The sequence below is a fragment of the Mesorhizobium sp. B2-4-12 genome, assembly GCF_006441575.1.
Taxonomy (GTDB): Bacteria; Pseudomonadota; Alphaproteobacteria; order Rhizobiales; family Rhizobiaceae; genus Mesorhizobium.
This window is the reverse complement of the sequence record NZ_VFVC01000003.1, coordinates 75,196-94,177: the sequence shown is the minus strand read 5'-3', so window position 1 is coordinate 94,177 and position 18,982 is coordinate 75,196. Positions and strand designations below refer to the sequence as shown.

The 18,982-nt window shown below is 60.8% G+C and carries 22 protein-coding genes; 12 read left to right on the top strand and 10 right to left on the bottom strand.

Translation table 11 applies throughout. The annotated features are described in order from the left end of the window. Nucleotides 1–324: 324 nt before the first annotated feature. From FJ934_RS03000 to FJ934_RS02990, 3 genes are all read right to left on the bottom strand, one after another. Nucleotides 325–621 (bottom strand): DUF1236 domain-containing protein, encoded by a 297-nt coding sequence (locus tag FJ934_RS03000; RefSeq protein ID WP_140607164.1) that lies wholly within the window; start codon nucleotides 619–621, stop codon nucleotides 325–327. Between the two features lie 716 nt (nucleotides 622–1,337). Beyond that, on the bottom strand, nucleotides 1,338–1,556 hold the full coding sequence (locus FJ934_RS02995) for a hypothetical protein (protein WP_140607163.1): 219 nt from the start codon (nucleotides 1,554–1,556) through the stop codon (nucleotides 1,338–1,340). A gap of 218 nt (nucleotides 1,557–1,774) precedes the next feature. Next, nucleotides 1,775–2,041, bottom strand: coding sequence for a hypothetical protein (locus FJ934_RS02990; protein ID WP_140607162.1), 267 nt, complete (start codon nucleotides 2,039–2,041; stop codon nucleotides 1,775–1,777). A 48-nt stretch (nucleotides 2,042–2,089) separates the two neighbouring features. Here FJ934_RS02990 and FJ934_RS02985 point away from each other — a divergent pair, with 48 nt between their 5' ends. Both FJ934_RS02985 and FJ934_RS02980 read left to right on the top strand, forming a co-directional pair. Further along, nucleotides 2,090–2,683 (top strand): inorganic diphosphatase, encoded by a 594-nt coding sequence (locus FJ934_RS02985; RefSeq protein ID WP_246671421.1) that lies wholly within the window; start codon nucleotides 2,090–2,092, stop codon nucleotides 2,681–2,683. Nucleotides 2,684–3,386: 703 nt separating this feature from the next. Further along, the gene (locus tag FJ934_RS02980) at nucleotides 3,387–3,605 is read left to right on the top strand and encodes a hypothetical protein (protein WP_140607161.1); all 219 of its coding nucleotides are present in this window, start codon (nucleotides 3,387–3,389) and stop codon (nucleotides 3,603–3,605) included. A gap of 482 nt (nucleotides 3,606–4,087) precedes the next feature. On the opposite strand, the gene FJ934_RS02975 is transcribed toward FJ934_RS02980, so the two are convergent. The 5 genes from FJ934_RS02975 to FJ934_RS02955 form a co-directional block, all read right to left on the bottom strand. After that, nucleotides 4,088–4,369: a DUF982 domain-containing protein gene (locus FJ934_RS02975; protein WP_140607160.1), complete on the bottom strand. Its 282-nt coding sequence runs from the start codon at nucleotides 4,367–4,369 to the stop codon at nucleotides 4,088–4,090. Between the two features lie 21 nt (nucleotides 4,370–4,390). Next, complete coding sequence (locus tag FJ934_RS02970; protein ID WP_140607159.1) at nucleotides 4,391–4,690, bottom strand: DUF982 domain-containing protein; 300 nt, start codon at nucleotides 4,688–4,690, stop codon at nucleotides 4,391–4,393. 275 nt (nucleotides 4,691–4,965) lie between these two features. Further along, a complete protein-coding gene (locus tag FJ934_RS02965) occupies nucleotides 4,966–5,496 on the bottom strand; it encodes a DUF1003 domain-containing protein (protein ID WP_140607158.1) in 531 nt (176 codons plus the stop codon). A 179-nt stretch (nucleotides 5,497–5,675) separates the two neighbouring features. After that, on the bottom strand, nucleotides 5,676–6,620 hold the full coding sequence (locus FJ934_RS02960) for an alpha/beta hydrolase (protein ID WP_246671420.1): 945 nt from the start codon (nucleotides 6,618–6,620) through the stop codon (nucleotides 5,676–5,678). 204 nt (nucleotides 6,621–6,824) lie between these two features. Further along, the gene (locus FJ934_RS02955; RefSeq protein ID WP_140607277.1) at nucleotides 6,825–9,146 is read right to left on the bottom strand and encodes an FdhF/YdeP family oxidoreductase; all 2,322 of its coding nucleotides are present in this window, start codon (nucleotides 9,144–9,146) and stop codon (nucleotides 6,825–6,827) included. Nucleotides 9,147–9,579: 433 nt separating this feature from the next. Between FJ934_RS02955 and coxB the strand changes: the two genes are divergently transcribed. Genes coxB through FJ934_RS02935 form a run of 4 tightly spaced genes read left to right on the top strand, consistent with a single transcriptional unit; the run spans nucleotide 9,580 to nucleotide 13,685 of the window. After that, the gene (gene coxB, locus FJ934_RS02950; protein ID WP_181165491.1) at nucleotides 9,580–10,593 is read left to right on the top strand and encodes a cytochrome c oxidase subunit II; all 1,014 of its coding nucleotides are present in this window, start codon (nucleotides 9,580–9,582) and stop codon (nucleotides 10,591–10,593) included. Beyond that, the gene (gene ctaD, locus FJ934_RS02945; RefSeq protein ID WP_140607156.1) at nucleotides 10,590–12,521 is read left to right on the top strand and encodes a cytochrome c oxidase subunit I; all 1,932 of its coding nucleotides are present in this window, start codon (nucleotides 10,590–10,592) and stop codon (nucleotides 12,519–12,521) included. Before coxB ends, ctaD begins: the two co-directional genes overlap by 4 nt. After that, entirely contained in the window at nucleotides 12,518–13,120 is a 603-nt protein-coding gene (locus FJ934_RS02940) for a cytochrome C oxidase subunit III (RefSeq protein ID WP_140607155.1), read from the top strand. Before ctaD ends, FJ934_RS02940 begins: the two co-directional genes overlap by 4 nt. 1 nt (nucleotide 13,121) lies before the next feature. Next, the gene (locus FJ934_RS02935) at nucleotides 13,122–13,685 is read left to right on the top strand and encodes a c-type cytochrome (RefSeq protein ID WP_140607154.1); all 564 of its coding nucleotides are present in this window, start codon (nucleotides 13,122–13,124) and stop codon (nucleotides 13,683–13,685) included. On the opposite strand, the gene FJ934_RS02930 is transcribed toward FJ934_RS02935, so the two are convergent. Continuing rightward, nucleotides 13,670–15,034 (bottom strand): cytochrome c, encoded by a 1,365-nt coding sequence (locus tag FJ934_RS02930; RefSeq protein ID WP_181165490.1) that lies wholly within the window; start codon nucleotides 15,032–15,034, stop codon nucleotides 13,670–13,672. The genes FJ934_RS02935 and FJ934_RS02930 overlap by 16 nt on opposite strands. Before the next feature lie 357 nt (nucleotides 15,035–15,391). Between FJ934_RS02930 and FJ934_RS02925 the strand changes: the two genes are divergently transcribed. Next, nucleotides 15,392–15,607: a hypothetical protein gene (locus FJ934_RS02925; protein ID WP_140607153.1), complete on the top strand. Its 216-nt coding sequence runs from the start codon at nucleotides 15,392–15,394 to the stop codon at nucleotides 15,605–15,607. A 17-nt stretch (nucleotides 15,608–15,624) separates the two neighbouring features. Here the strand turns inward: FJ934_RS02925 and FJ934_RS02920 are convergent, their stop codons facing one another. Continuing rightward, nucleotides 15,625–15,978, bottom strand: a complete 354-nt coding sequence (locus FJ934_RS02920) for a low affinity iron permease family protein (protein ID WP_319022920.1) — start codon at nucleotides 15,976–15,978, stop codon at nucleotides 15,625–15,627. Between the two features lie 91 nt (nucleotides 15,979–16,069). Here FJ934_RS02920 and FJ934_RS02915 point away from each other — a divergent pair, with 91 nt between their 5' ends. Genes FJ934_RS02915 through FJ934_RS02895 form a run of 5 tightly spaced genes read left to right on the top strand, consistent with a single transcriptional unit; the run spans nucleotide 16,070 to nucleotide 18,974 of the window. After that, on the top strand, nucleotides 16,070–16,423 hold the full coding sequence (locus tag FJ934_RS02915) for a DUF768 domain-containing protein (RefSeq protein WP_140607152.1): 354 nt from the start codon (nucleotides 16,070–16,072) through the stop codon (nucleotides 16,421–16,423). Nucleotides 16,424–16,478: 55 nt separating this feature from the next. Beyond that, nucleotides 16,479–17,063 (top strand): hypothetical protein, encoded by a 585-nt coding sequence (locus FJ934_RS02910; RefSeq protein WP_140607151.1) that lies wholly within the window; start codon nucleotides 16,479–16,481, stop codon nucleotides 17,061–17,063. Continuing rightward, nucleotides 17,060–18,280: an Nramp family divalent metal transporter gene (locus tag FJ934_RS02905; RefSeq protein ID WP_140607150.1), complete on the top strand. Its 1,221-nt coding sequence runs from the start codon at nucleotides 17,060–17,062 to the stop codon at nucleotides 18,278–18,280. The genes FJ934_RS02910 and FJ934_RS02905 overlap by 4 nt, the downstream gene beginning before the upstream one ends. After that, nucleotides 18,280–18,639, top strand: a complete 360-nt coding sequence (locus FJ934_RS02900; RefSeq protein WP_140607149.1) for a hypothetical protein — start codon at nucleotides 18,280–18,282, stop codon at nucleotides 18,637–18,639. Before FJ934_RS02905 ends, FJ934_RS02900 begins: the two co-directional genes overlap by 1 nt. A gap of 2 nt (nucleotides 18,640–18,641) precedes the next feature. Then, nucleotides 18,642–18,974, top strand: coding sequence for a hypothetical protein (locus FJ934_RS02895; protein ID WP_140607148.1), 333 nt, complete (start codon nucleotides 18,642–18,644; stop codon nucleotides 18,972–18,974). Nucleotides 18,975–18,982: the final 8 nt, after the last annotated feature.

Genomic DNA, 18,982 nt, shown 5'->3' with positions numbered 1-18,982 from the left:
TAGTTGCCACGTCCATTCTGTGCCGCAGCCGGGGACGCTCGGTCGTCGGGCCCGGCGCCTGCTGATACCTGGCGAAGAGTTTGAGCTTGTCGGGATAGGTGATCCGGATCCGGCGTCGACAACCCTCGCACTCATACCACGAAACACTCTGAAACCAGCTACCGTGCTTTACGAATGCGAAACCGCATTCGGGACATTGGAATGTCATTTTGCAAGTCAACAATGCTGCGGAGAGCGGCATCCAAGTTCTCACACCATGTTAAAGATTTTTGTGGATCTGGTCCGCCGCCTCGCCGGGCGGCGGGCCAAATGCTGCGATCGCCCCTACTGGATGACCTTGACGATCTTGCGGGTGCCCGGATCCACGACAACCGTCCGATTGTCGATCACGGTGTAGCGATATTTGACATTGGGAACTTCGTGGAGTTCGACGGTATCGGGCAAAGCCGTGCCGACGTTGAGTTCCACACCGGGAACCTTCACTGAAGCCAGCGGCTGCTTCTTCACGTATTCCTTGATGACTGTTTCCTGCTCGGGCTGGATGACGACGTCCTCCGCCGCGGCTGCGCCAATACCCGCAAGCAACAGAGCCGCAGCGGCGGCGGCAAGATGCATTCTCATGAGTTCCTCCTTCGCAAAAATAAGCGCGGTACGACTTCCATTGCCGCGCCCGGACCGAACTTGGCCCGAGGTCAAACGTTCCCGAATTAGGGCTTCGGTCGGGCGGATACCGGACTTAGGTCCGATCGCGAAACGCAAAAGTCCTGCCAAACCCCTTACCGGGAACAGCCGCCTTTTGCGGTCGTTGTTCGCTGCAAGTTTGTGGGAGGAAGGTGATGGATAGGAGTGTCGGACAAGCGCGCTGGTTGCTCGCACCAATATTCGCGGTGGCCATCACCTTCTTGGTGGTTGGCATTGTCCTCAGTTGACCCTCCAGGAGAATCGACCACCAAGGTTATGCAGATTGGCGCAGCTAACGTCCCTTCCTGCGCCGATAGGGTTCGCACGCCGCTCCGATGCGGCGGCGAGCGAACCCTCAATCCCCCGGGCGTACGGCACCGAGATGTGAGGTTTGGCCTAATGTTCAGAGACAAGGAAACCCGTTTTCTGGAGGCAGCACTGTTCATGGCGGTGCCGTTATCGATCTTGGTGGCCGTGTTGCTCGTAAGCCTTACGGCAGGCTGAAAATGGATGAGCGCTCACTCACACGAGCGAGCGGAGATTGCTCTTTCTGGGTTAATGCATGTCGCCCAAAAGTGACCTCGGTTCTGGGCGAACGACGTGCGTAAAAACAAAGACCTAAGACGTCGCATGAATCCGTTTCGACGCGACGCGCTTTAGTCGAGCTTCTTGATGCGCCCCTTGTCGAGACGGAACACCCCATCGGTGCCGCCTTGCAGCTCGAAATCGGTTTGCAACTCATCCCATGTGCCGAGATATTTGCCGCAATCGGCGCAAGTGATCGGCGTCAACGGCTGGGCGTCGCTGGGAATCCGCAACCGGATAGTGCCGCAAAAGGGGCACTCCAAAAGGTGGTTCAGATATTCGCTGGCCATGGCTACTTTCAGAGCGTCCCGAAGAGACTATCGGGCGGGCGAGATGCAAACACAAGGGCGTCGTGGGGCCTATCGTCGGCGGGCGCCCTGGCAATCAATCAAACCATTCATGCCGTTGTCGGCGAGGTATTTTCAGGCGCTTTGGCATCTTTGGATCACGGGCACGGCAGCGGCAACTGGCTGCGCCGGCGCGGGGAGTCATTGAGGTCGACCAACAGTCATACGCTCCCCAAAGCATCCCGTTGCATGCGCTTGTGGCGCCTTTCGATCGCATAGGAAGTCCAGCGGCAACACATGCCAGCTATCGAGGTTACGGCACCACCAAACAGGCATGCGGCAAGCATCGGATCCTGCGAGGCACTTTTCCAGCTGACCACCGCCAGCAATATGACGCTTATGGTTGAAATCCCGTAGCCGGCGCCTTTCAGCGCATGCGGTGAAACCTTAGCCATCAAACTCTCCCTTTTCGCTGCAATGTTGAACATTCGCTTCCAAAGCTGGTTCCATTTGTCGGCTGGCAAAACGGGAACCTTTTGCTTCGTCGCGCGTGCTACTGCGATGGCGCTTTCGGATGTATGGCTATGACAAACTTCTTGAAACTACCGACGAAGTCCCGGAACCTGTTTCGCGTCGTGATCGAAACGCCAAGGGGAGCAGCGGCAAAGCTCGCCTACGAGCCGAAGATGGGTGTCTTTCAATATTCAAGGCCGCTGCCGGTCGGCAACACATACCCGTATGATTGGGGTTTCGTACCCTCCACCCTCGGCGATGACGGTGATCCGCTTGACGGCATGGTGATCCACCAGGCGGCGACGGCCCCAGGCGTGGTCATTCAATGCGACCTGCTCGGTGCGCTGCGGGTGCAGCAGAAGGATCCGCACGGAACCGTGCTCAGGAACGATCGCTATATTTTCTGCCCGCGCAGGGAGGACGCCCTTGACGAGCCCATCGCTGCCGACCACGTGCCGCAGGATTTGCGCAAGGAGATAGAGCAGTTCTTCTTGTCGTCCGTGCTGGGCACGGGCAAGATAGTCAAGCTGAAGGGCTGGCAGGACGCCGGCGAGGCGGCCAAATCACTCATCAAGGGTGCCAAGGCCTTTCAGCGAAAACAAAAGGTATTGAAGTGATCCCTGGGTCATGACGCGTCGGTCATTCCGAGGTGTTTTTGCCGGCTCGGATACGGCACAATTCAAGCGTTCAGTCCCGTGATTGTCCGTCTCATTGCAATGGCAGGGCTTGACGTGGGATAATCCGACAGTCAGCTGCCGAATAGCCGCCGATGGGGTGCGTATATGTCCACCGATCCGCATACGGTCCCTCGCAATTTCAGGCTGGTGGATGTTGAATCGGGTGCCGACTACACCGATGAAGGCATCGCGATAATTGTCGTTGACAATCGAGGAGAGCGCCTGCGCCTTCACCTAAATGTAGCAACGGGGGAGTTGCTTTGCGAGCGAATAGCTGACGCTCTTGAAGTCAGATACGGCACCTGACGTTACAGCGAATAACTTCCAGATCCCGTGCCCCTGCTGTTGTCGCCCAGCGGTTCGAAAGAACCAGGCCAGCTAGGAGCACGGATATGCCGGGCTGCCAAAGGCGTCCCCGCGGCGGCGGCGCTGGCACTTGGTCTTATCGCCCGCATATCCAGCGGGGAATCGAGAAGGCGACAGCGCTGAAGACGACCGCAAGGCAAGGCCTGGCAGGAGTGAGTTGCATCAGACGCAGCGATCTGTTGAGATGCTGGTCAACCTTTCCATTCCACAACCCCAATTTAGCGGATCTTCCCGAAAGCGTTGATACGCGGGGTCTGATAGCGAGGAGGGCTGAGCGATGTCGCAAGAATTTCTCGACCACCGGCTGGAGTGCCCTTATTGCCTCACTATCCGGCTGAGAATACCGCGTGATGCGCGACCCGAGACACGGATCCTGTGTGCCGACTGTGGGGAGCACCTTGGCACCTGGGATGAATTGCAGACCGATTTTGAGAAACAAGGCGGCAATGCCGGAGTATTCCGCCTCGAGAAGGGCCGCATCAAGCGCCTCGATTAGGCACCCTCACGCTGGATTCTGCTGGAGATTGAAATTGGCGATTCCGCGAGCGATGAGGCTGATCAAGGGCCACGGATTACCGCTTAGGGTCCCGAATCTTCTCGGCTTTGTTAGCTCGGGCGATGAGAGCCGACGCCTCGTCGGTGGTGATCCCACATTTTCGAGCAAAAAATGTGGCTTCGACGATGAGCTCGGGCGAAGGCAGGGATAGAACCCTGATTCGCTTTGATTTGCGCTTTGCCATCTGCGCTTCCGCGCACTCTTCTCCTCAAATCCGCGGTCAATGATTAACAATATTCAACGCAAGATTTACTTGGGCGGCTCAGTCTTCTGGGGAGCTAGCAACCTCAAGGTCGAACAGACGCGCAACGGCGTCGCTCGGCGAGCGCGAGGACTAGTCCCCTCCTGGCCCGTGTCCTGTGCCGGGGCCGCGGTGTCCCGAAGCAGGCGAGGCGGCCGCGTGAGAACGACCGCCCCAATTATCAGGCGTGGTTGCGCCTTTCGTTCTTGATGGGCAGTGGCACCCACTCGTCGGCCACCAAGCCTTTTTTCTCGGCAAACGCCACGAAAACGCCGCGCGCCGTCTCCGCATCGATATCACCGGTTAATGCCGCCTTGCAGGCTCGAATTGCAGCTCTCTGTTCAGGACTGTTGCCGCAATAGTCCATGGCGAACTGGTAGGCATCGACAACGGTGTTCAGTTGACGAGGAAAGCCGAGACCAACCCATACACGGATTGGCTTTTTGAAAGGCTTCGAAAGCATCGTAACCTCCCATCAGCACTGCTAAGCCGCCACGCCGCCTTGGCTGGCCCGGCCGGTCATCCACGCCAGCGGCGCGCTGACCTCTTCGATAATTTTGGCCGACTTGGCAAAACCCGCGAAAGCGTTGCGCGCGGCAGACAACGGATAGTCCCGATCAAACGCTCGCTGACAGGCGCGAAGCGCCGTGTCGTAAATCGGGCCGCGTCTATTCTTCGGCCACTCGTACATAAATTCCAGGGCGTCTTCGAGGCACGCAATCTCTTGAATGGTGTTTTCCCCGCCCTTCACGAATACGGGGCTATCGAACATCCGATCGTTCATCAGATCCTCCAAGTTGAACGAGTTTTGAGTTTTTCGGTTGGTGCAGGCCGGGCTGGCTCGCACCGCAGAACGATATGTGTTCGAGCTTTTCAGGTGTCAAGACAGCCGGACATCTGGCAGGACTGATGAAGGGGGCAGGACACGCGGACTTCTCAGACGGCCCCGATGCGCGGCTGTTGTTGCCGCTCGTTTCAGCGGAGCAAGGCTCGAACAGCTAACCGCAGAGTTCGACCGACGGACAAGCTCGAATTGCCATTTGGATGCGAAACATTTGTTCAAGGTTTCTGCCGATCTCGAGAGGCTTCCTGGATTTGGGTCATTACCTTTCGCGGATCGACGTTCTCGGCCAATTGGGGCAGCTCCTCGTCGGCCGGCGTCGCGACGTTCAAGCGCGCCGTCAAAGCAGCCACCATTTCAATCAGCCGCGTGGTTTCATGCTCGTTTAGAAGGCTGATCTGCAAATCCAGTTCGGCTCGGCGTTCGCTCTGTTCAGTCATCCTGTTCTGATTGATCAGCACGAAAGTGGACAGGAAAATCGCCTCGACTGACGCGACCATGGCCAGGATCACGAAAGTCGGGTCCCAGGCCGGGATGCCTGGGATTGCTCCCACGTTCGCGAGGATCCAGCCAACCAGCGCCGCAAGATGCAAATACACAAAGGTCATGCTTCCCGCGAAACGCGAAATGGCGCCAGCAATCCGCATCTGGATTCCGCGATGCTCCTCCTGTTGGCGCCTGTGGTCGACCAAGGCCTGTATGTTCTGATGAAGGATCGGCTGCATGTCGGCAAAGTGTCGAGCGGTCATGGTGCCACCCCCGGCGACGTTGCTCGCCCCCCGCTTGATACGTCCGGCGCTAGCTTAGGTTCCATCGACCGTTCCCATCAGTTCCCCAAGGTTCGGACCATCTGGACGGCACCGCGCCCGATGCTGTCGGCCCGGCCCGATCGGCAATACCCGCCGAACTGCCTGATCTTGTCGCCTACTCAAGCCTCGCAGGAGGGACCTGGTAGCGACCAGGAATGCATTTGCGCGATCCTGTCGACCATGGCGAGGACTGACTGCGGCGCACTTTGATGAACCATGTGGCCGGCGCCCGGAACGATATCGAGGAGAGAGCCGCCGATCTCCGCGTGCAGTTGTCGCGCATTTCGTTCCGCATCGAACAGCCGGTCAGCCGCGCCCGCCACGATGCCGGTGGGAACGGCAATGTCCTCGTAGGTGGCTTTCGCGAACAGGGCCGCGGTCAACATGAAAGCCGTCTCCGAACAGACTGCGCGTAGCTGTGAAGGGCGGCTGGCGACTTCTTTGGCGAGTGCGGCAAACTCGCTGGCGACCATCGCCGGGAAGAAGATCTCCTTCATCGCCCAAGGCCAGGCCGATCTCACAAGCAATGGCAGCAGGGTGTGCCGAAACGCGGTGCCGACCAACGGTAGGGCCGGGAGTGCAGCCAGTGCAAGATCCAGCCGTGGCTGCGGGTAGTAGTAGCCGGACACCAGAATGATACCGGCGACCGATGCGGAATGCCTGCGCGCCAATTCGATTGCGATCCATGCTCCCCAGGAATGCCCGAGCACCAGATATTCCTCGATGCCAAGCTTGGCGGCGGCGGCATGTATGAGGTCGGCCTGATCGCAAGCCGACCAGCGCCGGCCCCGCGATCGTGAGCTTCTGCCAAATCCCGGACGATCGAATGCCAGCACCCGGTAGGTCCTTGCCGCCTGCTCGAAGATGCCGCTCGACGTGAAATCCTCCGCTATCGACCCGTTGCCATGCAGCAGAAGCAACGGCACGCCAGTGCCGGCTTCCAAAAAATGCAGGCGTGCACCATCGATCTCCACCACATGTCCGTGGGCTCGGCTGGCAAGCGCCCGATTGGCGCGGGCATGATTATATCCAGCCAGCGCCGCGAATGCCGCGGCCACCAGCACTAGCGCGAGTTTCGGTCGATCTCTGCCCAAAAGCATCCCTGTGACTGAACCCGTTTCGCGAGCAACCCTCATGGTAACGTTCGACTGTGCGCCTGGTCTGAGCCTTGGCTCGCTCCGCCAGCCGACGGCAATGCTGCACAGCCGGCTCGAGCGTGGGTGCGTGCCCAGGACCGGTTTGACGAGCGGAAGAGCTCGCGAGGCTCGTTACTTCGATGCCTGACCGGAGACAGGAACCAACCTTACCGGCACCGATTTGGCCGCGGGCACATGCGCCTTCTCCGCCCGATGCCACAAGGGAATCAAAGGATTGAGCTCCGGGTAGTAGCCTGCGCAATTTCCGGGAGGGATCGCGTAAGGCGTGACCCTCAGGCCCCGGACACGTCGCTCGACCCCATCCTCGGCTGCCGATTGCAGATCGATCTCGTCCCCGTCGGAAACCCCAAGCCGTTGCATATCGCGTTTGTTCATCAGCAGAACCATGCGCGTTCCATTGATGCCGCGCAATCTGTCGCGATAACCATAAATCGTGGTGTTGAACTGATCGTTTGAACGGATCGTAATGAGCGTCAGCACATCAGACTGAGAGACGTCGATGTCCGGATCGGTCTCCAACATGGTCGGCGCCTTGAAGTTGGCTTTCTTGTTGGGCGTCTGCCATACCCGCTTCGACGCCTTGATGTCGCGGTGGAACCCTCCCGGCGCCAAAAAACGTTTGTTGAAGTCCTTGAAGTGGTCCGGGTAGCAACGCTCGATCTCGTTCCTGATAAGGCTGTAGTCGCCGACCCATTCGTCCCACGGGACAGCGCTTTTGCCGCCCACCGTAGCCTTGGCGAGTTCGGCGACGATCCTTGGCTCGGAAAGCAGATCGGGACCCGCCGGCGGCCGGTAGCCGAACGAACCGTGAATGCAGGCCGTCGAGTCCTCCATCGAGACATGTTGCTCGCCGCCCGCCTGGCTGTCCCGCTCGATCCGTGACAAGCACGGAAGCAGATAGGTGACCGTGCCGGGGATGAGATGGCTGCGGTTGAGCTTCGTTGCGATCTGTACGTGCAGTCGCAGACGCCGCCACGCCTCCTCGATGAGACCCGTCTCCGGAACCGCGCGCACGAAATTACCGCCGAGGCCGATGAAGGCCTTCACGGATCCGTCGATGACGCCTTCGCACGTCTCCACCGTATCGCGGCCCTTTTCTCGGGGTGGCTCGAATTGGTAGAACGCGGCGAACTTGTCGAGCGGCACCAACTCGGGTTTTTCGGAAATGCCCACCGTGCGCTGGCCCTGCACATTGGAATGACCACGTAGCGGCGAAACGCCGGCGCCCGGTTTGCCGACATTGCCGCGCATCAGCAACAGATTGCACAGCATGTGGACGTTTTCGGTGCCGTGCCGATGCTGTGTCAGGCCCATGCCGTAATTGCCGATCACCGCGGAAGCCTCGCTGTAGATCCTGGCGACACGTTCCAGATCCGCGCGCGCGATGCCCGAACGTGCAACGATCTTGTCCCATGGCGTGCGCCGCAGATAGGCTTCGAATTCTTCGAAGCCGGACGTGTGTTCCGCGATGAAGCCCGTATCGAGAACGCGCCGGCCGCCGTTTTGCACGGCGGCATCATCCAGCGCGAGAAGGGATTTCGCGATTCCGGTCATGGCCGCAATATCGCCACCGCCGCGCACCTGGAAGAACTCGCTCGACATCTTCGTGCCCGGTCCGGGCGACAGCATTTCGACGGGGCTTTGCGGGTTCTTGAATCGCTCGAGACCGCGCTCGGGGAGGGGATTGAAGGTGATCACCGGAATGCCGCGCTGACGCGCCTCTTCGATCGGATGCAGCAGTCGCGGCGCGGTGACCCCGGTGTTGTGCCCGAAGAAGAACATGAGGTCACAATGTGCGAAATCTTCCAGCTGCACGGTGCCGACGGGCGAGCCGATCGACTCCGGCAGTCCCACGGATGTCGACTCGTGACACATATTCGAGGAATCCGGCAGGTTGCTCGAACCGTAAATGCGGGCGAAGAGCTGATACATGAACGACGCTTCGAGCGACGCCCGCCCGGAGGTGTAGAAGACGACGGATCGCGGATCGAGCTTTCTCAATTCCTTGCCGATTTGACGGAAAGCCGCGTCCCATGACACTGGCTCGTATTTGTCGGTAGCCTCGTTGTAGCGCATTGGCTCGACCAGCCGGCCCTGCTTTTCGAGGTCATGATCGGGCCAGTCGAGCAGCTCATTCACCCGGTGAGCGGCGAAGAATTCCGGCCCGCAGCGACGTTTGGTCTGGTCCCAGAGCGTGGCCTTGGCGCCGTTCTCGCAGAACTCGAAAGGCCGTGGCTCCGCTGGCTTGGCCCAGGAGCAGGACACACACATGTAACCGTCGGACTTGTTCTGCCGCATCAGCGTGCTCCAGATGCCCGACACGAGAAGACCTTCGCCGTGTGCCTTGCGTATGAGCGACTTCAGCGATCCCCAACCGCCGGTTGGGTGATTATATCGTTTGATTTTGACGTGGTCGGTGACGGACGGTTTCATGTGGGTGCTCGGCTGTTTGATGACGAACATCAACCTACCTTGGTCAGCTAGGTTCCCGCGTCCGGACCTCCGTTGCCGCGCCAACAGTTCACGGATTGGTGAAGTGCTCAGGAAACCAGGCCGGCATTCCTCCACATTGCGCCCCGTTCGGGAGGATGCCTGCAGCCAATTCCTTGCCACCGCGGCGTGATAAGCACGCTTGTGAGAGACGAGGCGTCCTGCCCAAACCACGCGACCGGAACTTATTTTCGGGCCCGTCGTTGCAGCTGGCATCACCGAGCAGTGTTTCCTCAGGCTGACTGACGATGTCTTCTATCCGCTATCTCCAGATGGCCTCCGAAGTCCTGTCGAAGCGGATGCGTTTCGAGAGACCCCGTCACGCGGGTAGTGATCGAGAGTGACACATCACCATCGCGGAACGGCGGTGTCGGACATGGGCAAACTGCGCTGCGCAGGGGGGATGGGGGCGTTGGCAGTCCTGCTTTCAGGGTGCAGCCAGTGGCAGTCGGCATTGCATCCTCAAGGCGGCGGCGCGCGAGCCATCCTCGGGCTGATCTGGCTTTTTACGGCCGTCTCCGTGGTGGTGTGGGTCCTTGTCGTGATGGCTCTGGCAATGGCTGTCCTTCACCGTCGGCGGGGTCGGCAAACAGGAGAGCCGCTTGCGGTCGATCGCAGACGTGAGCAGAACTTTTTTCGTGTCGTTGCCACAGCCGTTGCAGTAACCATCGCTGTCCTCATCGGACTGACCTTCGCCAGCTTCCTGACCGGAAAATCCAACGCCGCTCTCAACGGAGAGGCGTTTACCATCCATCTCACCGGTCATCAATGGTGGTGGGAGGCGCGCTACCAGCTTGACGGTCAATCCGACATTGTGACCGCCAACGAAATCCATCTGCCCGTGGACCTGCCGATCCGGGTCGAACTCGAGTCCGCCGATGTCATCCACAGCTTCTGGGTCCCGAGCCTCGCGGGGAAACGCGATCTCATCCCGGGCCGGCCGAGCGCGATCACGCTGCTGGTGGAAAAGGCGGGGACTTACCGTGGCCAATGCGCGGAATTCTGCGGCTATCAGCATGCGCATATGGCAATGACGGTCGTGGCCGAAAGCCGCTCTGCCTTCGACGCCTGGGTTGCGCGGCAGCGGCTCGATGCCGTGCCGCCGAAGGAAGACGAAGCCCGTCGCGGGCAAGCGGCTTTCCTCGGAACCGGATGTGCGCTCTGTCACAGGATCCGCGGCACACCGGCGGTCGGCGCCGTCGGGCCGGATTTGACGCATCTGGCAAGCCGTGGCTCCCTTGCCGCCGACACCTTGCCGCTGACACGAGGCGCCCTCGCGGCGTGGATCGCCGACCCGCAGTCGATCAAGCCCGGCGCCAAAATGCCGAGCATCGATCTCAGTGCCGATGACCTCAATGCGGTGGTCGCCTATCTGGAGGGGCTGCAATGAGCGCGGCCGAGGTCGAGCTCAACGCGGAGGAGCTCAAGGGCATACGCGACACGGGCCTCGACGACGCCACGCTTCATGCATATCTGTCCAAGACCTGGAAGACACCCGATGGCCTCTACGGTTGGCTGGCGACCGTAGACCACAAGCGCATCGCCCAACGCTACGTCGTCACGGCCTTCCTGTTCCTTATCCTGGCCGGGATTTCCGCGCTCGTGATGCGCTTGCAGCTTGCTTCGCCCGAAGCGGGCCGCGTCGGCCCGGATCTCTACAATCAGCTTTTCACCATGCATGGCACGACGATGATGTTTCTCTTCGCCGTGCCGATGATGGAAGGCTTCGCTATCTACCTAGTGCCGTTGATGATCGGCTCGCGCAACGTCGCGTTTCCGCGCCTCAATGCCTTCAGCTATTGGGTCTATGTGTCCGGCGGATTGATGATCTGGGTGGCGTTTGCCTTCAACACCGGTGCCGATGCTGGGTGGTTTTCCTACGTACCGTTGGCAGGTCCCGAATACGGCACCGGCAAGCGCCCGGATTTCTGGGCACAGATGGTCACCTACACGGAGGTTTCGGCCCTTGCCGTCGCCGTGGAGGTCATTGCCACCGTCTTCAAGCAAAGAGCGCCGGGCATGACGCTGGACCGCATGCCGATCTATGTCTGGTCGGCTTTGGTGATGGCATTCATCATTCTCTTTGCGATGCCGGCGGTGATGGTATCGAGCACCATGCTCATTCTCGACCGGCTCGTCGGGACGCAGTTCTTCAACCCGGCAAGCGGAGGTGACGTGCTTTTGTGGCAGCACCTCTTCTGGTTCTTCGGCCATCCGGAAGTCTACATCATCTTTATCCCGGCGACGGGCTTCGTTTCGGCTATCCTGTCTGCCTTCGTCCGCAGGCCGGTATTCGGCTACCTGGGCATCGTGCTGTCGCTGATAGGCATCGGGCTGCTGTCTCTCGGCCTGTGGGTGCATCACATGTTCGCCACCGGCCTGCCGCAGCTTGGCGAAAGCTTCTTCACCGCTTCCTCCATGATGATTGCCATCCCGAGCGGGATCCAGATCTTCTGCTGGATCGCCACGATTTGGGGCGGGCGGCCGATCCTGGCAACGCCGCTCCTGTTCGTGCTCGGCTTTATCGTGACCTTCGTCATCGGCGGCTTGACCGGCGTCATGGTCGCGTCGGTGCCGCTCGATCTGCAGGTGCATGACACCTATTTCGTCGTCGCCCATTTGCACTACGTGCTGGTGGGCGGGGCGGTGTTTCCGCTGCTCGGCGCGGTCTACTATTGGTTTCCCAAGATCACCGGGCGCATGCTTGGCGAACAGCTCGGGAAATGGAACTTCTGGCTGGTCTTCATTGGCTTCAATGCCACTTTTTTTCCCATGCACATTCTTGGCCTGCAAGGAATGCCGCGACGGGTCTACACCTATCCGCTCGAAAGCGGCTGGGGAGGCACGAACCTCTTCGTCAGCCTGTGCAGCCTCGTCCCGGCTGCCGGGTTCGGAGTTCTCTTCCTCAACGTCGTCCTTAGTCTCAGGCGCGGGCGCCTCGCCGGGGACAACCCCTGGGGCGCGAGCACGCTGGAATGGGCAACCGCCTCGCCGCCGCCGTCGTACAATTTCCCGCGCATTCCGGTGGTCGACCATCGCGAGCCGCTCTGGAAGGATGCCGAAGTACTTCCTGTCGCGGAGGGGCTGCGCATCGACGCACGCGAGGTGATAGCCGGCACCGTCGCCGATGCGGTGCCGCAAATCCGCCAACCCTCGGCCGACAATTCCATCTGGCCGTTTCTCGCCGCCATTGCGGTCGGCGTGGCTTTTCTGGCCTCGATCTATACGCCTTGGGCCGTGGTTTGGGGCTCCTTGCCGGTGGCGGTGACCTTCATCGGCTGGTTCTGGCCCAAGGCTATTCCGGAGGACGAGGAATGAAGCACCGCGCCGTTGCCGATATCAGCCGGCTGCCGACCTATGATTTCGGCGCGAGCACTCCCATGTGGTGGGGAACGCTGGCCTTCATCGCGCTCGAGGCGACCGGTTTCGCCCTCGCGATCGGCGCCTATCTCTATTTGGCGTCGGTCAGTCCGCAGTGGCCGATCGCCGCGCCGCCGCCGGACCTGTTCCCGGGCACGGCCATACTGGTCGTTCTCCTCATCAGCGTCGTTCCCAATCACATGGTCGAGCAATGGGCAAAGAGGCAGGATCTGGCGAAGGTGCGCGTCGGCATGATCGTGATGTCAGCCGTTGGTTTCTTGCCTTTGCTGCTGCGCATCTGGGAGTTCGCGGCACTAGAGATCCGCTGGGACCAGAACGCCTACGGCTCGATAATCTGGTTCATCATCGGATTGCATACGACCCACCTGCTTACGGATGTCGGCGATACGGTCGTGCTTGCGGTCCTCATGTTTACGGACAAGGGCAACACGGGCCGACGTTTCAGCGATGTGGCCGACAATGCCTTCTACTGGGATTTCGTGGTCGCTTCCTGGGTCGTGCTCTATTTCATAATCTACTGGTTCCCGAGGATGTGAGATGCAGGCCATCAGGCACCGGCAGCGTTTCTCGCGCCACCACACTGCGTTGCGTGGTCTGGCCGGGCTTCTGCTGTTTGCCGGAGGCCTCGTTTTTCTGCTGCGCGTGCGTCCACGCGAAGCCATTCCATCGAGCGCCTTGGACGTTGCCTCGTTGCCGCGAGACAAAATCGTGACATGGAGCGCCGCCTTTCTCGTGGGTGCCGTTTTCGTGACCGGTGCCTATCTCGCGCAGGCATGGCGCGCGGAGTTCCTGAGCGAGGCGCAGATCAATCAGCAGACCGGCGGCGAGGCTGCCCGGGCCATCCCGGCAATGATCCGCAACGGTTGCGGCGGATGCCATGAAATTCCCGGCGTGCCCGGCGCCAGAGGGACGGTCGGCCCGTCGCTGGCCGGCGTCTCCCGGCGGTTCTATATCGGCGGCACGGCGCGAACCTCCTCCGATGTGATGATACGCTGGATCAGCCGTGCACGGGACGTGGACCCGAAAACGGCCATGCCCAACACCAACCTGTCGCCGCAGGAGGCACGCGACATCGCCGCCTATCTCTATGCACGAACGTAACCTGGAAGGAGCCGTCCCAAGTAGCGTCGGACAAGCAGCCACACACAAAGCAAAAGGAGCGCGGCGCAGGCGGCGACGAGCGCCTCCACGCAGATCAGCATCAGTGTTTCCGGGGTTTGCGCGCCCGCCCGCATCTGGCGCACATCGGACGCCGCGACGTTGACCTCGGGATTGCCGAAATGGGCGAAAACATAGTTGGCAAGGCTTGCGACCTGGCCATCGTCGAGCCAATCGGCGAACGCGGCCATGGAAGGGCGGCCCGCGACGCCTCCGGCCTGGACGCCATAGAGGATCGTCATCACCACGTTTTGCGATGTCGGCGCCCCCGTCGTCGTGTTGTGGACGAGCGAGGGGAAGCCGCCGTCGGCTGACCCACGCCCATCGGGTCCATGGCAATCGGCGCAGAGCGAGGCATAGAGTCCGGCTCCGTCGGAGGTGATGTTGCCGTGCGGCACGTTTTGGCCGTCCGGCCCGGCACTGGCGGCGATGCCTTGCCGCGAGGACCGCGGCTGCTTCTCCTCGCCGGCTTGGGCCGGTACGCTGCGCAGATAGGCGACGATTGCACGGATGTCGCCGTCGGGCAGATGGCTCAGGCTGTTGGTCACCGTTTCGGCCATCGGCCCACCGGCATAGGACTTGCCGGGCAGAGCGCCGGTCTTGAGAAAACGCCCGAGTTCGGCGTCGCTCCAGCCGCCGACGCCGGCTGTCGGGTCGGACGTGATGTTGTAGGCCTGCCAGATGCCCGCCGAGCCGCCGGCGAGGTTCTTTTGCCTGTCCATCCCCAGTGTCATGTTGCGCGGCGTATGGCATGCGCCGCAATGGCCAAGCACTTCGACGAGGTAGGCGCCCCTGTTCCATTCGTCGTCGCGGGACGGGTCCGGAGCGAACCCGCCGCCGCGCCAGTTCGCGATCTTCCAGAACTTCACGATGGCACGCTGGCTGAAAGGAAAGGGCAGGATGTTATCGGGACGGGGTTGATGCATCGGTGGCTGCGCGAAAAGGTAGGCCTTGATTGCCAGAAGGTCCTCGCGGCTCATCTGCGCGAAGCTGTCGTAAGGCATGGCCGGATAGAGATCGGCGCCGTCCCGCCGCTTGCCCTCCTGCACCGCGCTGACGAACTCGTCATCCGTATAGAGCCCGATGCCGGTGTCGCGGTCGGGCGAGATGTTCGTCGAATAGACCTCCCCGAACGGCGTCGGCACCCGGTAGCCGCCAGCCAGCGGCCGGCTTGGTTCCGAGGTGTGGCAGCCGATGCAATCGGCGGCGCGCGCAAGATATTCGCCCCGGTCGATCTCGGAGGCCCAAAGCGGCGGGACGCCTGCCAGCAGCAGCACCAGGAGGAAAGCCATGGGCTTCGCAAGGAACAATGCCGTCCGGATGCACCAATCCTGCGGCGCAAAATGGGGTCGACCCAACTTGATATGCAGCATGGTCGAAAACCTGAAGCAGATGGCTCCGGCCTAACCACGGACGGCGAGCTATGTTCCTGAGCCTCGGCCAGCATGCAATGGCCACGAATGAGACAGCGGTGCCGCGGCATCGGCAGCAACGGCCTTACGACCGCAAGTGAACCGAAATCCGGTCGACCTCGTCACGGTGGCGCCCGCTGCCGTGCAGGCGGTTCGTTCTCGGCTGAGGAACAGAAGCTTCATGCCAATGGAACGGGTTGCGACGCCTCACGTTGCTGTTGCGAAGAGGAGATCACGATGAGACAAGCGGTCATGGCTGTTGTCACGATGGTTTTGCTCACAGCGTGCAGCAACAGCGATCCGGTGCAATCCAAGAGCGATCCCAACACCCAGCCAGTCGATCAAAACCCCAAAGTCGACAAGGACCCGACGCCTCAGACCTCCACGGGAGGGGATCAGCAGGGAACCCAGCCGGCTCAGGGGACCCTGCCGGCGAAGCCTGCTTCTCCCTGATTCACGAAGAGGTCCGATCAGCTAGCGGACCGCTGATGCTCGTCGTTGCGCCCGTCGACCGAGCGTTTTCGCTCGATTTCCTCCGGCTCTTTCTTGTCGATTTGGGTGAGATCGTTGCGCGCATTACCGGTCGCGCGGATCAGCTCGTCCAGCTTGGCCTGCAAGGCTTGGGTATCGCGGTGCTCCGCCCGCTGGATGAGAAGCGTCATGGCCCAGGTCACGAGGGTGGCGACGCCATGCCAGTCGAGTGTTTCATGCTCGAAGACAATCCACGCGACGGTGTAACCAACAAGAATCAGAAAGGCCCAGGGCTTCGCCGTCAGCGTGCCGGTTGTGGTCAGAATTTCTCGGACGGGGTGAACAGCCATCATCACGAACGTGGTCGGCGATTTTGAGTTCCAGATTGCGTGCGGAATGGAACACCGGTCCTTTGTGCAAGTTGTCCGGTCGAGGAGACCAGATATGAGCGCAACCGTAGAGTTCTTTCGAAGCTGGTTACAGGAGAATGTCGGTAACCTACCTGCCGACACGCAGGTCAGTATAGCGGTGCTGGCGCAACAGTTCGAACAAGATGCCGATGCCGCCGGATACGGACGCGAAATCCGCGAGGAGGAAATCGGTCATATCGAAGATGCCATCCAGCGCGCGCTCGATCAGGCGAGCGAGAATGATCCTGAAGAGGCAAGGATTCCAGCTGAAGAGAGCCCCCTGGCGCCGGTCATCGAAGCCTTGGAGACCTCCGAAGGGGCGGGCGCTCCGGGCTCGACCGCAGACGAGAAGAGTGCGGAACATAATGGTAAGCAACCGGCGAGCTGAGGCCCGCAGATCGGTCTGCCATCTGCGCGTCGCAGGCGAGTTCGCGAGGCAATCTTTGGCCCGTACGGAACTTTCCGCCTTAGCCCGTTTTTTAGCTTCATCAACTTGTCGAGGGGCGAAAGATGACGCCGAAACTCGACCGGCATTGTGCGTGGCCGAGGGAGGATGGCGTTCGGCAGTGAGGCAGTGGAGTTTGAAGCTTTTTAAGAATTGCGTTGAGCGGCTTTTTTGCCGCGCCTGCCTGGTGATGACCGCAGTGGCCCTGGCTGCTTGTACGTCCTCCGACCCCGTCCAACAGCAATCCAGGACGGTCGCATCAGCCGCGCAGACGGCAGCCCTGGTAACCGACGCCTGGATGGCAGGAGCCGCCCCTGCACGCTATACAGCGGCCACATTGCAATCGCTTGCCGAAACCGTCACCGAGGCCGATCGGCAGTTGCGGTCGGACGCCTCGCCCGAACCCGGAAGGAGAAGTGAAGTTTCGGCGGCGATGACACGGCTGTCAACGGCGATGAAAGATGCCGAAGCCGCCGTGAAGACCGGCAGCCGGCCGCAGGCTGACAAGGCGCGGCAGGATCTTAACGGCGCGATGGCGGATCTGACTGTCGCCGCTGCCAGATACGATCAGCCGAAGTCATGAAAAAGCTGCTCGAGATTTCGCTTGGGGTCGTTACCAGTGTTGGCGGCTTTCTGGAGATCGGCTCGATGGCGACGGCCGCTCAGGCCGGCGCATTGTTCGGATTCCAGCTGATCTGGTCGGTCGTTCTTGGCACCGTCTGCATCATCTTCCTGGTCGAGATGGCCGGCCGCTTCGCTGCCGTGAGCCGCCACACGATAGCGGACGGCATCCGCGAGCGGTTCGGCTTCAATGCCTTCCTGTGGCCGCTCCTGACCACGGTGCTGGTCAATTTCATGGTGCTGTCGGCGGAGATCGGCGGCGTTGCCATTGCCGGCGAACTTGCCACGGGCATCAGCTTCCAATGGTGGGCGCTGCCTGTCGCTTTCGTAGCGTGGCTGTTGTTGTGGAAAGGCACGTTCGGCCTAATCGAGAAGGGCGTCTCGACGCTCGGCCTTGTCACGCTCTGTTTCGTCGTCGCGGCGGTGATGCTCAAGCCGGACTGGAAACAGGTTGCTGACGGCGCCGCGCCGAGCCTGCCCAGTCACGATACGGCAAACTACTGGTTCATGGCCGTCAGCATTCTTGGCGCCTCGATATCACCTTATCTCTTCATGTTTTACTCTTCGGGGGCGATCGAGGACCGGTGGGACAAGAGCTATCTCGGCACCAATCGCGCCATTGCCGGCCTGGGTATGAGCTTTGGCGGGACAATTTCCGTCGGCGTTCTGATCGTGGCCGCGCTCGTGCTCGGCGCGCATGGCATAAGTCAGGTGGACGACTACAATCAGCTGCCGCTGATGCTCATCCCTATCTTCGGGTTCTGGGGTTTCGTGCTGTTTGTCGCTTCACTCGGCATCGCCTGCTTCGGCGCCGTGCTCGAAATTGCGCTGCAACAGGCTTACCTGATCGCGCAGGGCTTTGGCTGGACATGGGGCGAGGACAGCAAGCCGCGTGACAATCCGGGCTTCGCCAGCGTCTATTCGGTGTCGATTTTCCTTGCCGCGATCCCGATCGCGCTTGGCCTCGATCCGCTCAGGCTGACGGTCTTTTCCATGGCGATTACCGCTGCCAGCCTGCCGCTGACCGTGGTGCCTTTTCTCTTCCTGCTGAACGACAAGCATTACGTCGGCGAGCATCGCAACGGGATCATCTCGAATATCGCGGTGATCTTCATCATCACGCTGGGCTTTGTGCTTGCTGTGGTGACCATCCCCCTGCAGATATTCGGAGGCACCTGATGAAGCTGCTGCGCGATGTGCTGGACAAACAGGTTGTCGATCGTGAGCAGGTCAAGATCGGCAAGCTGGACGGCTTGGTCGCCGAACTGAGGCCAGGCAAGCCGCCCAGGATCATTGCCATAGAAGTTGGATCGGTTACGCTGGCGCGCCGCCTTGGAAGGCTGCCAGGGCGCTGGATGGCGCGCCTTGCGGCAAAACTCGGTGGCGAACGGCACGCCCGGCCGCATCGGATCCCCTGGAGCAAGGTGCGCGACATCGGCGTCGACATCGAATTCGACATCGACGTGCGCGAGACGGTAATCTTCGACTGGCAGGATTGGTTGCGCGATCATGTCATCGGCCGAATTCCGGGAGCCTGAAGGTGGCGATCGTGAACGTCGACCATCTGGCTGGCCGGAGGGTCCTGTCCCAAAATGGCGAAAGCATAGGCCACATAGAGGAGATCGTCGCGGAATCGCAAGGCGACGACTTCGTCGTCACCGAATTCCACATCGGCATTTTCGCCGCTTTTGAACGCCTGTCCGCTTCCTCCGTAGGTACCGCCGTTCTCGACCTTTTTGGACTTCGCCGCCGCGAGGGGCTCTATCGAATTCCGTGGGACAAGTTGGATATTTCGGATCCGATGAAGCCCAAGCTCCTTTGCACGAAGGAAGAACTTGGTGGCATGAAGGCGGAGCCCGAGAGCGGGACATGAAGCTATCA